This window comes from Oxobacter pfennigii, assembly GCF_001317355.1.
GTDB classification, from domain to species: domain Bacteria; phylum Bacillota; class Clostridia; order Clostridiales; family Oxobacteraceae; genus Oxobacter; species Oxobacter pfennigii.
The window spans coordinates 67,499-84,453 of the sequence record NZ_LKET01000029.1; the positions used below are offsets into that span (position 1 = coordinate 67,499).

Below are 16,955 nucleotides of genomic sequence, written 5' to 3' on the forward strand. Positions count from 1 at the left end.
TACAACAATATATCTTTTACAATACGGAGGGTAGCAAATGCCAGCATTTAATATAGGAGACATAGTAGTGAGGAAATCCTACGGCGGCGATGTGTATTTTAAGATAACAGATATAGTTAAAGTGAATTGTGAAGAGGACAGGGTCATATTGAAGGGGTTAGACCACCGGCTTATAGCAGATGCTCCTCCCAGTGATCTTAAGCTGCCCGATTTAGAAGATGTTAACTCCGATAAACTTATATACAGCAAGAGGGTGAATAAAAACGTCAAAAGAATTTTATCCGACAGGAGGTCAATGGGCATTAAAGACAAAAGAGGTTTCAGAGATGATGAGACTTTCGGAAGATCCGGAAGAATACTTCACATTGATGCAGATGAGGAATATTTAAATACCTGTATAAAGACATATAAGCAGCTTAATTTAGAGGTTACTCCAAAGCTTATTGCCGAAGCAAGCCAGCCTGAAATAATTCTGGATTTGTTGAATGAAGTGAAGCCCGATATATTGGTACTTACAGGTCATGATGGGATGCTGAAGGGTCAGAATAATTATACAAGCTTAGACAGTTACAGAAGCTCCAGGTTCTTTGTAGAGGCAGTTAAAGTTGCCAGGAGCTATGACCCCTCATTGGATGATCTGGTTATATTTGCCGGAGCCTGCCAATCCTTCTATGAGGCCATAATCGAAGCAGGCGCTAATTATGCAAGCTCACCTCACAGAGTACTTATACATGCACTGGATCCCGTTTTTATCTGCGAAAAAGTGGCTTATACCGGAATCAACAAGGTATTGACAATTCAGGAAGCTATAAGCAATACAATAACGGGAATAAAAGGAATCGGGGGCTTGGAGACCAGGGGAAAATACCGCCAGGGCTTTCCTAAATCCTTATATTCATAGTATCAAGGGCTGTTGCGTTTTAAACAACGTAATGAGCATCGTGAGAGTTCTTTAAAAGTTCTTAGTGACGCTGCTGCAGAAAATACTTAGAATTTTAGATTGTTTAAGCATAGTGAAGTTTAGAAATTCTTGTATTTTCAAGGCAGGGAGCCTTAGAACTTGCAAAACTCGAACATGGCGAATGCAGTGTTTAAAATGCAACAGCCCTTTGAATAAGTACATAAAAGTGCTTAAAGCCGGGGGTGATAAATATGTCAAGCGGCCATGAAATATTGGTTAATATATTTGATGGGCAAAGCGGCGAAATGTATAAAATGAGACTGAATGACGTTGTAAGGAGGATAACAACCCGGGAAATGCCTGAATGCTTCGAAGTTGAAGCTGTAAAAGCCCTGGCGGTAGCAGTAAGGACATGGGTGGTAAAAAAACTTAAGGCTTTTGACGGTTACGGATGCGAGCTGAATAAGGATGCCGATTTATGCACGGATGGTAAATGCGGCGTAGAAATAACGGATTTAAGCCTGCTTAGAAAAAGCATGCCGGATGATTTTGATGAATTTTATAAGCTGGCTTGTATAGCAGAGGAAGAAACTGCCGATTTTATAATGACCTGCGGCGGGAGGCCTATAGCTTCTGATTATCATCTTACCTGCGGCGGAGGCACCGAAAATTCGGAAGATGTATTTGGAAACAGGATAATGTATTACAGAAAGGTGCTGTGCAAATACTGTTCCGGATCTCCCCACTGGGATAAAACCATAGAAATCTCCATGCAGGAACTGGAAGATAAACTTAACATCAAGACATTAAAAGGCAATAGTACTTTCGGCCCTGAAATGGAAGGTATAATTGAGGACGTGGTGAGGGATGATACAGGAAGGATAAAAAAAGTAAAAATCGGTGGAAGAATTTTCACCGGCGTGGAAGTCAACCAAATCCTGGGTTTAGGTTCATCCCGTTTTGGCTGGGACCCTGTTGTCTTGAAGTTTAAAATAAGAGGCCAGGGAGACGGAATAGGAATGTGCCTGTATGGAGCCAATCAAATGGCCAAGGAAGGCTACAATTACAGGGATATTTTAAGTTACTATTATACAAATATAAATATTGAGCCTATCGAAACGGCAGGAGATGATATTCCCTTAAAAGGCAAAACCTTTATTATAGATCCCGGCCATGGAGGTGAACACGGAGACGACGAAAAGGGGCCTACAGGACTGAGGGAAAAGGATGTCAATTTATATATTGCCAATAAGCTTAGCAAGCTTTTAGAAAACAGCGGGGCAAAGGTAGTTATGACAAGAAACGAAGATACGGATATTTCCCTGCCTAAAAGGATAGAGCTTGTTAACAGTGTGCGGCCAAATTTTTTAGTAAGCATACATCAAAACTCCTTTTTCTCATCTAAGGTTTCAGGAACCGAAGTGTACTACTACCGCGGGGATACGGAAGGGGAGAATATGAGTAAACTGATTCACGACAACATAGTAAAGGCTTTAAATACAGTTAGCCGAGGCAACAGAAATGCAGACTTTTATATGCTGAGGGAGTCAAAGGTAAGCGCTGTTTCCGTAGAATGCATGTATATAACAAATCCATTGGAGGAAGAGCGGCTTAAATCCGATGAAGTAAAAGATGAAATTGCTAAATCCATACACAAAAGCATTCTGGATTACTATGGTATATAAGGCTTTCAGCTAATTAAATAAAAATCAAATATAAAATATAGGGAATATAAGAAGATAAAGTGCTTATATTGGGACATAAATAAAAAAAAGCGAAAAATTCAATTTATAATTAAGAAATTTAACAAACTGTTAATATTGACAACCTGCAGATGTGCTGATAAAATATATGTCCCCATATTGACAAAAATCCTTTCATAGTGTAAAATGTTTACTGTAGAAAGAAGGTGTTTACATGAAAGGAAAAGAGATACTAAACGCCATCAGAAAAGAAGTTGACAGCCATGTTGGGGAAAAAGTAATGCTAAAAGCAAATGGTGGAAGAAAAAAGGTCTACGTAAAAGAAGGAATATTGGAAAAAGCTTATCCAAATATTTTCGTTGTAAGAATTGAAGGAAAATCCAAGGATGTACGCACGGTATCTTATAGCTATTCAGATATATTGACAGAAACTGTACAATTAATTTTCAGTAAAAATAAAGAAAATATTGCATTTAATTAATCCAGCGAGCAAGCTGGATTAATTTTTACTTAATTCTCGACTATGTTGATTTTATGGTATATCCAATATATAATAAACTATGGATTTGTAAATATATGAACATGGCATAAGAATATTGGTTATGTCATGTTTTAGTCATTAAAGGGAAAAATAATAGTCGAAGAATTTTGTATTTATATAGGCATGAAGGAGAGAGGTTTTTTGAGCAGAACATTCTTAAATGTAACATCGGATATAGGCAAGCTTAAGGCCGTACTCCTGCACAGGCCGGGAAAAGAGATTGAAAACCTGGTACCTGAGTACTTAGAAAGACTTCTCTTTGATGACATACCTTATTTAAAGATTGCAGTTGAGGAGCATGACGCCTTTGCAAGGGTTTTGGGTGATAACGGTGCGGCCGTTTATTATATAGAAGAAATGCTTGCTGAAGTTTTAAAGGATACAAGAATAAAAGAATGCTTTATAAACGATTTTTTGGATGAAAGCAATATAATAAGCAGCAGCTTAAAGAATGCCCTTTTTGAATATTTGGTGCAGCTTGAAGGTAAGGCTCTGGCCGATACGCTGATCGCAGGGGTCAGGAAAAAGGAAGTTCCTCAAATTAAAAATCAAAGCCTTTCAGAGCTCGTGGTGGACAAATATCAATTTTATTTGGATCCTATGCCCAATCTTTATTTTACAAGGGATATAGGTGCGGTTTTAGGCTGCGGACTCACAATAAACAGAATGAAAACCGAGGCTAGAAAACGTGAGAGCTTGCTTTTAAAATATATATATGAACATCATGAAATTTTTAAAGATGTATACGCTCCTTTGTGGTATACAAGGGATATGGCTTATCCAATTGAAGGCGGAGACCAGATTGTGTTGAACCGCGAAGCCATAGCCATTGGCTGCAGTGAAAGGACCAGCCCTGAAGCCATAGAACTGGCGGCACGGAATATTTTTAAAGGCAGTCCCTTTAAAAAGGTTCTGGTTTTTGATATACCAAAATGCAGGGCATTTATGCATTTAGACACCGTATTTACCATGGTCGATATTGATAAATTTACCATTCATCCCGGCATTGAAAACCCTATGAATCTTTATATAATAACTCCCGCTGCAAGCGGGCAAATTGATATATCCTACCAGACAAATACCCTGGAAAAAATATTAAAAAAGGAACTTACATTAAATGAAGTGGATCTTATACGGTGCGGGGGCGGCGACCCCATCGTAGCAGCAAGGGAGCAGTGGAACGACGGATCGAACACTTTGGCCATAGCCCCGGGCGTAGTGATAACATATGAAAGAAATTATGTATCCAATGAGCTTTTGGAAAGTCATAATATAAAGGTAATTTCCATAAGAAGCTCCGAAATTTCACGGGGAAGAGGCGGCCCGAGGTGCATGAGCATGCCTCTTGTTAGGGATGATATTAATTAGCAAGTTATAAAGTAGAATTTTAAATATAATTAATAAAATTAATGTGTTGTAATAGTTGATAAGGCCACTGAGAACATTGCGGAAAGGCCGCGTGCATGTTAACGAAGGTCAGGATACTTTTAAGGAGAGGGGACACTCATAAGTTGGTGTCACCTTATATTAGCTGAATGTCCCCAACTTATTGTTTGAGTGTTAGCCAGTTATGACTTATGCCTGATCAAGTTTTACATGCGATAGGCATTAGAGCGTTCGAAAGCCTTGTCAACTATTACAGAGAAATAAATAGGAGGAATAAAAATGCCTGTTAATATGAAAGGGAAATCGTTACTGACTGTTGAGCAGCTGACACCTGAAGAATTTGAATATTTGCTGGATTTGGCGGATGATTTGAAGGCTAAAAAAAGAACGGGGATAAAGGGAAATCTTTTGGAGGGAAAAAATATTGCATTGATATTTGAAAAGGCCTCCACCAGGACCAGATGTGCGTTTGTTGTGGCTTGCTATGACGAAGGGGCTCATCCTGAATATTTAGGCAAGTCCGATATACAGCTCTCCAAAAAAGAAACGGTTAAAGATACGGCAAGGGTTTTAGGAAGGATGTTTGACGGTATAGAATTCAGGGGATTTAAACAGCAAACCGTTGAAGAACTTGCAAAATACAGCGGTGTTCCTGTGTGGAACGGATTAACGGATTATTCCCATCCTACCCAGGTGCTTGCTGATTTTATGACCATAAGGGAAAAGTTCGGAAAGAAATTAAAGGGAAGAAAGCTTGTATTTATAGGGGATGGCAGAAACAACATGGCAAACTCCCTTATGATGGGCTGTGCTATTATGGGCATGACCTTTGTAAATTGCTCACCTAAAGAGCTTTTGCCTTCCGGTGAAATCATTGAAGAAGCTAAGGAACTGGCTCTTAAAAACGGAGGGAAAATAGAGTTCATAGTGGATCCCAAAGAGGCTGTAAGAAATGCCGATGTAATTTACACCGATGTTTGGGTGTCCATGGGAGAAGAGGACCAGATGCAAAAAAGGGTGGCTCTTTTAAAACCTTATAAGGTTACGATGGATTTAATCAGTGCAACTGGAAACGAGGACGTTATATTCATGCATTGCCTCCCGGCTTTCCACAATGAGGATACAGAGGTTTCATCAAATAATCCTGAAATATGCGAAGTGGATGAGGATGTGTTTGAAAGCAAGCATTCCGTCGTATTTGATGAAGCAGAAAACAGGATGCATACTATAAAGGCGGTTATGGTAGCAACTTTGTAAAAATGAATACATAAAGAATACCGGTGGAAAATACCGGTTTTTTTTATATAATAATAAAGTTCAATTTCTTATTATATAAAAAACGAGGATTGCAAAGGACGGGACGCCCTTGCCGTCAAGGGGAGGCTCAGTAAAAATGCCAAGGCATTTTTACGTCGAAGGGGGACATAGGTCCCCCCTAGCGAAAGTTGTATATCAACTTTTTTTATGCAAAAATTTGATATACAGGCTGTGTTATAATCTGAGACTTTGATGCTATTTAATTAGTAATATTTTTGTACAAGTACACATATTTTTATGTAGAAACTTATATTTATATATTAGTATAATTTCTGATTATTGAAGGAGGGATAAAGTGGGACTTGAGCTTATTAGAGATATTCTAAGATTTGAGCAGGTGGTTGGTGAAGGGCAAAGCCAGGCGCTGGTTAATAGAGACATAATAGTACCGGACATAAAACCCGATATAGCAAGAATATTGTCCGTAGAGGGCAAGGTTAATATAACCAGCAAGGATGTAGAGCAGGACAGAATCGCAGTGGAAGGCGATGTAAACCTGCAGATACTTTATGCAGCCAATGGGGAACCTCAGCCTATCTATTCAATGAACCAAAGTGCAAATTTTTCACATTATATCGATGTGCCTAATGCCATGCCCAAAATGGATGCCGACATAAAATGTGATATTGAACATATCGATTTTGACAGACTTAATGGAAGAAAAGTTAATATGAGATGCGTCCTTAATTTAAAGGGCAAGGTTACGGATATACTGTCCCTTGACGCAGTTAAAGAAGTGAGCGGAGTATCGGATATTCAGCTATTGCGTGACACTATTGTAACCGATGAGATTGTGGGCAATAACACTGCCCAGACAGTAATAAAAGGCAGCATTAACATTCCCCAGAGCATGCCTCATGCAGATGAACTGTTAAAGTATAATGCCACCATCCACAGCAAGGATGTAAAACTTGAGGATGACAGGGTGGTTATCACAGGAAAGGTATTTGTTCCTGTATTGTATTCCTCAAAGGAAGAAAATCCTGATATTTTCAAGGTCGAGGAAGATATGGAGTTTACCCATACCTTAGAGATGTCGGGTGTTACTCCGGATATGCTGTGCTACGTTGATTACAGGATAGAGGACGTATATGCGGAGCTTAAGGAAAATGATGAAGAGGAAAAACGCCAGGTAGATGTGGAAGTTGTTGTGAACATGAGAGCCACTGTGTCTCAGAAAAAGGAATTCCCGGCAATAATTGATGCCTATGCCCCATCTATTGAAATCGAGTGCGAAAAGAAAAACATAGCTATGGATATTTTTTATGCCAGAGATTCAGCCCAGGCCGTGGTAAAGGAATCAGTCTCTTTACCCGCAGATATGCCCGGTATAGATAAAGTCTATGATATGGTATGCATCCCCACCGTCACAGATTATAAGCTGGTGGATGACAAGGTAGTCATAGAAGGTGTTTTGGTATGCGATGTAATATATCACACCAGGAATGAAGAAAATATCGTAAACAGCTTCCAGGATGAAATTCCTTTCCGGACATCGGTTATTATTCCTGGCTGCAATTCAGCCATGAAGCCTGAGGTGGAAGTGGATATTGAGAGCATGGACGGCACCATGCTGACAAAAAATGAAGTGGAATTAAGGATAATTTTAAACTGCTATGTGAAATTATATAACAAAGTATTTAAAGAGCTTATAACAAAAATAGATCAGTCAGAGGCAGAGATTCAAGCTCATAAAGCCAGCATAACCATATATGTGGTTCAGAACAAGGATACTTTGTGGTCCATAGCGAAGAGATATTCTACAACTGTAGAAGATTTAGTCCGGGTAAATGAAATAGTGGATGCCGATAAATTGATGCCAGGAATGAAGCTTATTATTCCTAAAAGAGCTTAAATCAATAAAAAATAACTGCTAACAAGCAGTTGTTTTTTTATGGTATCTTTTAGAATAAATATTGGGGACAAGGAAAAAATATAAAGGAATCTGTTTAAAATATGTATTCAAGGGCATCTTATGCATGGAGGCTTAGAATGAGTGAAAACACAAAAGGAAAGCTTGTTATTATAGGCGGAGCAGAAGATAAGGAAGGGAAGTGTGAAATTCTCCGTAAAGTAGTACACTTGTCCGGAAAGGAAAATTCCAGGATAGTGGTTATGACCACGGCTACAGAACGGCCTGAGGAAGTAGGAAGCTTATATAAAAAGATATTTAAGAGACTGGGAGTTAAAACTGTCGACATCGTAAATATAAATGCCAGGGCTGAAGCCTCAAATGAAGAGTATACACAATTAATAAATGAAGCTACCTGTATTTTTTTTACGGGAGGAGATCAATTAAGGATTACCAGCCTGTTAGGAGGAACGGATATTTATAAGAGCCTTCATGATGCGTATCAAAGAGGAGCCTTAATTGTGGGGACGAGTGCCGGGGCTTCCGCCATGAGCAGCAATATGATTGTGGAAGGCTCAAATGATGATGCAGCGAAATTATGCACTTTAAATATGGCTCCGGGACTGAGTCTATTAAATGAAGTTATAATTGATCAGCATTTTGCTCAAAGAGGAAGGATAGGAAGGCTTATGTCAGCCGTCGCACAAAATCCTCATATGTTAGGAGTGGGAATAGACGAAGATACGGCAATAACTGTGGAAGGAGATAATTTTTATGTAATAGGTTCCCAGTCTGTCACAGTTGTTGACGGAATGTGTTTATCCCATACAAATGTATCCGAACTTATGCCCGAAGAACCTTTAGCCTTAACGAATGTGAAGCTTCACATATTGCCAAAGGGGTATGGATTTGACTTGATTTCACGTGAACCTAAAATTATTCAAAAGGAAAGCACTAAAGAGGAGGAAATTCAATAAATGCACATAAAAAATACTCAGGTCTACTGCGGGAGAAATATCCACAGTCATAAACCAGTTATAAAAATGACGGTAGACTTAGAGGAGTACTATGATACGCCTACTATCAAAATACCCGGGTTTAATGAAAGGCTTATACAATGCCTGCCGGGCCTTAAGGAGCACAAGTGTTCCTTGGGTATTGAGAGAGGTTTTTTAAAGAGGCTTAGTGAGGGAACCTATTTAGCACATGTTGCGGAACATTCCATACTTGAACTTCAGAATATGCTGGGTTTCAATGTGAAATTTGGCAGGGCGAGGGCAACGGAGGATGTGAATATATACGAAATAGTATATCAGTATGAGGTTGAAAATACGGGTATACTTTGCGGTGAACTCATTATAGATACATTTAATGATATCATTTCCGGCAAAGATATATCCTTTATGGATAATTTTTTAAAGCTTAAGAAACAAGCAGAAAGCTTTGCTTTAGGTCCAAGCACCGATGCGATATATAAGGAAGCTCTAAAACGCAAGATTCCCCTAATGCGTATTGGTGATGACAGCATACTGCAGCTAGGATATGGCAGATATATGAAAAGGGTGGAGGCAACTTTAACTGAGAATACAAGCTGTGTAGCTGTCGATATAGCCTGTGACAAAGCTCTTACCAAGAAAATTTTAAAAGATGCCTGTCTTCCCGTAGCAGAAGGCTACACAGTAAAGGATAAGGATGATGCCCTTTATTTTGCTAAAAAAATGCAATACCCTGTGGTAATAAAGCCAAAGAACGGGAATCAGGGCAAAGGAGTATGTGTAAACTTAAACAGTGATGAAGAGGTTATTGAGGCATATGACATTGCAAAGAAAATCAGCCAGGAAATTATGGTAGAGAAATTCATCGAAGGCAAGGACTACAGGGTATTGGTGGTAGGTGATACTGTAGCTGCCGTTGCTTTGCGCATACCTCCCTTTATAATTGGCGATGGAATGTCCTCAATTAAAGAACTGGTGGATATAGAAAATAAAAATCCAAAGAGAGGCTGCGATCACGAAAAGGTACTGACAAAAATCCAGTTGGATGATATTTCCGTTGGAACTCTTAAAAAGAAAAATATGTCTATAGATACAGTGCTTAAAAAAGGTCAAAAGCTTTATTTGAGGGAAAATGCAAATTTATCGACAGGTGCTACAGCAAAAGATTGCACCGATATCATACATCCGTTAAATGCTGAGCTTGCGATTAAAGCAGCAAAGCTTGTAGGACTTGATATTGCAGGAGTTGACATAACGACTTTTGACATAGGAAAGCCCATAATTGAAACAGGAGGTGTGATAATAGAGGTAAATGCAGCACCGGGGATAAGGATGCACCATTATCCGGCGGAAGGTAAAGCAAGAGACGCGGCCAAAGCCATAGTTGATATGCTTTATCCAAAGGACAGCAAGTATTCCATACCTATTGTATCCGTTACGGGCACAAATGGCAAAACCACCACCACCAGGATGATAGCTCACATATTGTCCTTATATGGCTATAATGTGGGAATGACAACCACCAGCGGAATATATATAAACAACAAATGCGTGCTGAAGGGGGATACCACAGGACCGGTAAGCGCCAGAACTATCTTAAGCGATAAAAATGTAGAGGCAGCTGTTTTAGAAACGGCAAGAGGCGGCATTGTGAGATTGGGTTTAGGCTATGATCTTGCCGATGTCGGTATTATAACCAATATATCCGATGACCATCTTGGCCTGGATAATATTAATACTTTAGAGGATATGGCCTTTGTCAAATCCCTGGTGGCCGAGTCCGTTAAAGATGAAGGCTATGCCGTCTTAAACGCAGATGACCATTTTACCCCTCAAATAAGTGAAAGAGTAAAATCAAATATTATTTACTTTTCAATTAACAAAGATAATATTATACTTAAAAAGCATCTTAAAGAGGGAAGGATAAGCGTATATGTAAATGAAGGTGCAATTTATATAGCAAAAGGTGAAGAGAACACAATTGCCGCCAACATAGCCGATATACCTTCCACCATGGACGGCAGAATTGCATACAATGTGGAAAATTGCCTGGCTGCAATTTCAGCCTGTGTAGGCTTGAATATTCCGGTGGACGTAATATCCATGGGCCTTAAAACCTTTTATCTTAATGAAATTCAAAATCCCGGAAGGTTCAATGTGTACAATGTGGGTAACTACAGAGTGCTGGTGGATTACGGACACAATGTGGCAGGGTATAAAGGAGTGCTGGAGGCCGCCAAAAAGCTGGGTGCTTCAAGATTGGTTGGAGTAATAGGCGTGCCGGGAGACAGGAGCAATGAAAATGCAGTTAAAATCGGAAGGATAGCCGCTGACTATTTCGATTACATGTATATTAAAGAAGACAGCGATTTAAGAGGCAGAAGCCCGGGTGAAATAGCAAAACTTTTGGAGATGGGAGCAATTTCAGGCGGAAAATCAAAAGACAGTATAAATATAATTCTATCTGAGGAGAAAGCATTGGACACTGCCATGAATGATGCAAAGCCCGGTGACCTGATTATAGTCTTCTATGAAAAGCTGGATGGAATTGTGGAAGTCATAAAAAGGCATATAGACATGGAAGGCAAAGTGAGGACAATGGCAGGTATAAGCAAAACTATGCAGGGGGCATAAAGCCCCCTGCAATAAAAAACAAATAAAGAAGGATTTTTTAAATTTTTATGTTATACTATATATTACCAAATTTAATGATATGGGTGTGGGTTTATGGAATTAAAAGCTTTTGCTAAAATAAATCTTTCAATTGATGTGCTGAAGAGGAGAGAGGATAACTATCATGAAGTCAGGATGATTATGCAGTCTATAGGACTTTATGATACTATCAATTTCGACTTAAGGGAAAAGGGTATAAAAATTTATTGTACAGACCCTAATGTGCCCTGTGACGAAAGAAATATAGTATACAAGGTTCTTCAATTACTGAAGGAAAATTATAAAATTGAAAAGGGAATGGAGATAGACATACATAAAAGAATACCCGTTGCGGCGGGCTTGGCCGGCGGGAGCTGTGATGCCGCCTGTGCCATAATTGCAGCAAGTTCCCTGTGGGACTTAAAAATGACTTATGAGGATATGGTTGACATAGGAAGCAAGGTGGGAGCAGATGTACCTTTTTGCATTAAAGGGGGGACTGCTCTGGCAGAAGGCATCGGGGATAAACTGACCCAGCTGCCGTCCTTGGAAGGGATTCATATCGTACTTGCCAAGCCTTTAATTGGAGTATCAACAAAAGAGGTATACCAGTCATTAAAGATTGATGAAATAGTTATAAGGCCTGATATAGACAGGCTTTTAAAGGCTGTACAGGAAAAAAACATAAGGTATATCGCTGACAATATGGTTAATGTTCTTGAAACAGTAACCATTAAAAAGCATCCTGTTATTGAAGAGATTAAAAGGATAATGGTAGAATTCAATGCCTTAGGAAGCTTGATGAGTGGAAGCGGGCCGACAGTTTTTGGTATTTTTGACACCCATGATGATGCAGAAAAATGTTATAACAGATTAAGGGATTATATAAAGGATGTATACATAGTTGAATCCGTAGGAGAGCTGTGAAGAAAAATGATTAATGCAATAATCCTTGCCGGAGGCCATAAAGGGCTTGGAGCAGGAGATAATAAAAACAAGGCCTTGATTAAAATCAAGGAAAGATACATGATTGATTATGTAATTGACTCTTTAAAATCCTCCCCTTATGTGGATAAAGTAGTCATTGTAGGTATGCCTGAAATGAGGGAGATTTTTAAGGGCCGGGTTCATGAAATTCTCAATAGTGAAGGCAATATTATAGATAATGTAAAAAAAGGACAGGAATATTTAAGTTCCGATAAGCATCTTTTATTATGCACCTGTGACATACCCATGGTTACTAAAGAGTCAATTGAGGATTTTATAAACCGCTGCGTGAAGACAAAGGCCGATATAGGCTATCCTATCATTGAAAAATCTTTAAATGAAAAAAAGTATCCCGATGCTTACAGAACCTATGTAAAATTGAAGGATGGCACCTATACAGGAGGCAATATAATATACGCAAATCCTGAAGCTTTAAAAAAGTGCTATCCCATAGCACAGAAGCTCTTTGACAGCAGGAAAAACCCAATGAAAATGGGTAAGTATCTTGGATTTGGCATTTTGGCAAGGCTCATATTGGGAAATCTAAAAATAGAAACTGTTGAAAAAAGAGCTCAGAAAATTTGCGGGATAAATGCAAAAGCCATAATAAGTCCATATCCTGAGATAGGAAATGATGTGGATAAGACAGAAGATGTGGATTTTGTTAATAAGTATATGTAAGTTAGGTGGATTATTTAAGAAATCCATAGGCCGTAAGCAAATAGACTAATATGTCTAGCCATTTGGACTATTACGAAGCTAACATTTATGAAAAGAATTAGAACTTCACGGTGAAATTGAGGAAGAGCCGCATCAATGTTTGAGCGATAGCGAGTTTTGATGCGGCCCGAAATGAATCGATGAAGTTCTTATTCTTGTAAGCAGTTAGCGAAGTATAGTCCAAATGACTGACCATTGTTTATGCCTATGGATTTCGCTGGTTAATGCGTTTTGCAATTTCATTGGCGGCCAGCATGCCTGTCTTAAGAGAGCCCTGCTGCCAGGCATGTTTTTGTGAAATATGCTCTCCGGCGAAAAAGACTCTGTCATTTATCTCAGGCAGGGTTACGACATAGGAGAAAAGCAATTTATCCTGAGGCTTGGTCGTGCAGGCGCCGCCCCATATATATTGGACTTTGGACCAAAGAATAGAGCTGGAAGCTATCATCTTCTTGTCAATATATCCAAAGGGGAGTCCGTGTATTTTCTCTATATATTTTTTAACATCATATACCCTTAAATCAATATGCTCATTTCCCAAGCGCACCGAGTCCTGCCCCCAATTATAGCTTGCATAAAGAACTCCTGGATCCTGAGGCGAGGAATTAGGACGCATGGTCCATCCATTCACTATTCCGGGGATAGGCATTGCATGATCAGAAGGATAATATACCGTTATGTTTGGAAGATCAGTTAAACTTCTGCCTCCCACTATCCTGGTATATGGGTCCCCTGCTTCCCAGAACCTGTCCTTTAAAAACAGCAGCGTTTTTTGAGAATCTTCATAGTTAAGCTCTGATATAGCCTGCTGTTTAGGAACACTGAATAAAGGCTTCGCCATCACCCTTCTTAGGCTAGAAAAGGGTATGGCGCACACGATGTAATCAAACCTTTCAAAAGTTATTTCGAAGGTGTTGGTATCCCTGCATTCCAATATAATACCCTTATTATCCGGTGATAGATAAATACCGTCTACAGACCATTCCATTCTGAAAATTACCTGTCCTAAATCATGGGAGTCAATATGAGCATATCCATACCCGTTTTTGCTGCTTAAAGAATTATAAAAAGCAAGTGGAAGATTAATCATTCCTCCGTTTATATAATAGGTAAATGCCAGATCCTCAGTGTAGGCTTCCTGGAATATTTCTGTCAGGCTTATCTTTAAAAAGGCATTTTCAAAAGCCGATAAAAAACCTATCATGGAAATGGCATCCTGACTTAAGCCCGCATTTTCATAAGCCGACCTTAAATCCAGCTTATCGATATTTTGAATGGCCTGTGAGTATACCGGCTTTATTTCAATGAGCTCTTTTCTTATCTGAGGGGGCAGAGAGTAAAAATATTTGTTAAACATTCTGCCTGATAAATCCTGCCAGGGTGTGTTTCTCTCATCACGTGAGAGATTATATTTAGGATAAATGTTTTGCTGTACGCTTATTCCTCCGGGGTCGTTTATGGCATAAGAATCCCTTAAATAGAAAAGTCCGTTAATATTTTTATTTACAAAGGGCCGGGTTTTAAGGTTGAATTTATTGATATAATGCCATGTGGTTTCATGGGATACAGGGATGCGCATAGCCCCTAATTCACCAAAATATTTTCTTTCATTGTCAAAATAATTGGTGTATATTCTTCCGCCTATTCTGTTGCTGGCTTCAAATATAGTAATATCACAGCCAATTTTCTTAAGTTCATATGCAGCGCTTAAGCCTGCCTCGCCGGCGCCCATAACAGCAATTTTTATATTTTTACCGGATTTTTTAGGAGCTATTGAAGTTATGTCAGGCGGCGGTCTCAAAATATCCAGTATATAATCAAAGTCTTCTCTTCTGTCATTCAATAAAAGGGCATATCTTAACATTGCATATCTCTGTTCATCGGTAGGATCATCGGCCTGGTAAGGCATCAAGGGATCATATTTAGGCATGACTATTTCTCCGGAAAAGATATCAATAATACATATGCGGGATTGACAGTATATATTTCCTCCAATTATGAATAATAACTATAACCGGTATAAATATAAAGAATGGGCAGGTGAATTTATGTATAGCGTATGGAAATTTATCGGGGAGACATACAGCGGCTATGTGTTTATTTTGATTGCTGTTTCCTCTTTTGTTTTGATATTTATGGACAGAAGGCAGCTAATTATGAGCGGCCTTTTTAGAGAAGCCCGATTTTCACTTTTTATGGGTACTTTTAACATAATTATAGGTATCATTTTATTTCTTGCTTCCCGCTTTGCCCCTATAAGATAAGACAAAGGAGGTTACTTTATGGGTATCTTTGATAATATAATGAAAAAATTTAATGGAGAGGATACTAAAAAAAGCAAGGAAAGGGATGAAAAGGCAGCCATTCCCAAAGATGTTGAAAAGTCAGTGAAAGCTTTAAAAGAAATATTCATGGACTGCGATGATATAGTGTACAGGGAATTCAGTGTGGGAGAAGAGCAGGAATTTAAAATGGCTCTTATATGCATTGACGGTCTTTCGGATAAAATGCTTATCAATGATTTTATATTGGAAGAGCTCATGCATGCCGCCCGGGATACCAAGCCAAATGGAGAAAGCGTTAAATCCCGTCTCTTTGAATTGACTAAAAGGGGTACTTTAGCCGTTACCGAGCTTAAGGAAACCGATGATTTAAATGAAGCGATAACTTCAATACTATCAGCAGACACTGTTCTTTTTGTTGACGGCTACGATAAGGCTATAATAATCGGGACTAAGATGTGGCCGGCAAGAAATACCTCCGAACCTAAGGCAGAAGGCGTAGTGAGAGGCCCTTCCGACGGTTTTGTGGAGACCATGAGATTTAATACTGCACTGGTGAGAAGGCGCATAAGGGATCCCAGGTTTAAAATAAAGCAAAAAAGGGTGGGAGTACGGTCTAAAACAGATATTGCAGTGCTTTATATAGATGACATAGTCAATAAGGATGTTTTAAAAAGGGTGTTTGACAGATTAAACGATATAGATATCGATGGTATATTAGAGAGCGGTTACATAGAGCAGCTGATAGAAGACAATGTTTTTTCTCCTTTCCCTCAGGTTCAGGCCACAGAGCGCCCGGATACCGTGGCAGCAGCCATACTTGAAGGGAGAATAGGCATAATTGTGGATAATTCCCCCTTTGTTTTGATTGTACCGGCCACATTATCCAACCTTTTTATATCTATTGAGGATTATTATCAAAGATGGCTGGTTTCTTCCCTTGTAAGAGGGATAAGACTGGCGGCGGGAATAATGTCTTTTACATTACCTTCATTGTATATTGCCATAACTTCTTATCAGCCGGATATAATACCCACTAGGTTTGCCCTGGCAATTGCAGGCTCCAGGGAGGGGGTGCCTTTTCCGGCATTTATTGAAGCTTTTTTGATGGAGATTACACTGGAACTTTTAAGAGAGGCAGGAGTGAGGCTTCCTGATCCTTTAGGCGCCACCATAGGTATAGTAGGCGGTATTGTAATAGGCCAGGCGGCAGTAACTGCTAAAATCGTAAGTCCTATCATGGTCATTATAGTTTCCTTAACAACAATTTCCTCCTTTATAATACCAAATTATGGCGTAACCACAGGTTTCAGGATATTGAAATTCGGACTCATGATATTTGCATCGGTACTTGGGCTATATGGGATAATGCTGGGAATCATTCTTTTGCTTATTCATCTTGTGAATTTAAAAAGCTTCGGGGTGCCTTACCTGGCACCTTTCGTATCTTCAAAAGCCAGGGATTTCAAGGATTCTGTCGTCAGATTTCCCATAAGCACTTTTATTTACAGGCCGGAATATTTGCATGTTAACAATAAAAAGAGGATGAAAAAAATGAGTCTTAGAAACAAATATGATTATTCTTCGGGAAGAAATGAGGAGTAGAGAGGATGTGGAAA

General features: G+C 39.2%; 13 protein-coding genes. 12 read left to right on the forward strand and 1 reads right to left on the reverse strand.

Going from position 1 to position 16,955, the window contains the following annotated elements:
- Positions 1–37: 37 nt before the first annotated feature.
- From yabG to OXPF_RS08215, 10 genes are all read left to right on the forward strand, one after another.
- The gene (yabG, locus tag OXPF_RS08170) at positions 38–901 is read left to right on the forward strand and encodes a sporulation peptidase YabG (RefSeq protein WP_054874717.1); all 864 of its coding nucleotides are present in this window, start codon (positions 38–40) and stop codon (positions 899–901) included.
- Positions 902–1,152: 251 nt separating this feature from the next.
- Positions 1,153–2,586 carry an N-acetylmuramoyl-L-alanine amidase gene (locus OXPF_RS08175; RefSeq protein ID WP_054874718.1) on the forward strand — a complete coding sequence of 478 codons (1,434 nt, stop codon included), beginning with the start codon at positions 1,153–1,155 and terminating at the stop codon, positions 2,584–2,586.
- A gap of 232 nt (positions 2,587–2,818) precedes the next feature.
- Complete coding sequence (locus OXPF_RS08180) at positions 2,819–3,085, forward strand: Veg family protein (RefSeq protein ID WP_054874719.1); 267 nt, start codon at positions 2,819–2,821, stop codon at positions 3,083–3,085.
- Between the two features lie 183 nt (positions 3,086–3,268).
- Positions 3,269–4,513, forward strand: a complete 1,245-nt coding sequence (gene arcA / locus OXPF_RS08185; RefSeq protein ID WP_054874720.1) for an arginine deiminase — start codon at positions 3,269–3,271, stop codon at positions 4,511–4,513.
- A gap of 297 nt (positions 4,514–4,810) precedes the next feature.
- Entirely contained in the window at positions 4,811–5,788 is a 978-nt protein-coding gene (gene argF / locus OXPF_RS08190) for an ornithine carbamoyltransferase (RefSeq protein ID WP_054874721.1), read from the forward strand.
- 355 nt (positions 5,789–6,143) lie between these two features.
- Complete coding sequence (locus tag OXPF_RS08195; RefSeq protein ID WP_054874722.1) at positions 6,144–7,703, forward strand: DUF3794 and LysM peptidoglycan-binding domain-containing protein; 1,560 nt, start codon at positions 6,144–6,146, stop codon at positions 7,701–7,703.
- A 137-nt stretch (positions 7,704–7,840) separates the two neighbouring features.
- A complete protein-coding gene (locus OXPF_RS08200) occupies positions 7,841–8,677 on the forward strand; it encodes a cyanophycinase (RefSeq protein WP_054874723.1) in 837 nt (278 codons plus the stop codon).
- Positions 8,678–11,329 carry a cyanophycin synthetase gene (cphA, locus tag OXPF_RS08205; protein WP_054874724.1) on the forward strand — a complete coding sequence of 884 codons (2,652 nt, stop codon included), beginning with the start codon at positions 8,678–8,680 and terminating at the stop codon, positions 11,327–11,329.
- Between the two features lie 93 nt (positions 11,330–11,422).
- Positions 11,423–12,274, forward strand: coding sequence for a 4-(cytidine 5'-diphospho)-2-C-methyl-D-erythritol kinase (ispE, locus tag OXPF_RS08210; protein WP_054874725.1), 852 nt, complete (start codon positions 11,423–11,425; stop codon positions 12,272–12,274).
- A gap of 6 nt (positions 12,275–12,280) precedes the next feature.
- On the forward strand, positions 12,281–13,015 hold the full coding sequence (locus tag OXPF_RS08215) for a nucleotidyltransferase family protein (protein WP_054874726.1): 735 nt from the start codon (positions 12,281–12,283) through the stop codon (positions 13,013–13,015).
- Between the two features lie 244 nt (positions 13,016–13,259).
- Here OXPF_RS08215 and OXPF_RS08220 read toward each other — a convergent pair whose 3' ends face one another.
- On the reverse strand, positions 13,260–14,984 hold the full coding sequence (locus OXPF_RS08220; protein ID WP_054874727.1) for a flavin monoamine oxidase family protein: 1,725 nt from the start codon (positions 14,982–14,984) through the stop codon (positions 13,260–13,262).
- Positions 14,985–15,051: 67 nt separating this feature from the next.
- Between OXPF_RS08220 and OXPF_RS08225 the strand changes: the two genes are divergently transcribed.
- Positions 15,052–15,318 (forward strand): CLC_0170 family protein, encoded by a 267-nt coding sequence (locus tag OXPF_RS08225; RefSeq protein WP_160317180.1) that lies wholly within the window; start codon positions 15,052–15,054, stop codon positions 15,316–15,318.
- An 18-nt stretch (positions 15,319–15,336) separates the two neighbouring features.
- Complete coding sequence (locus OXPF_RS08230; protein ID WP_054874729.1) at positions 15,337–16,941, forward strand: spore germination protein; 1,605 nt, start codon at positions 15,337–15,339, stop codon at positions 16,939–16,941.
- Positions 16,942–16,955: the final 14 nt, after the last annotated feature.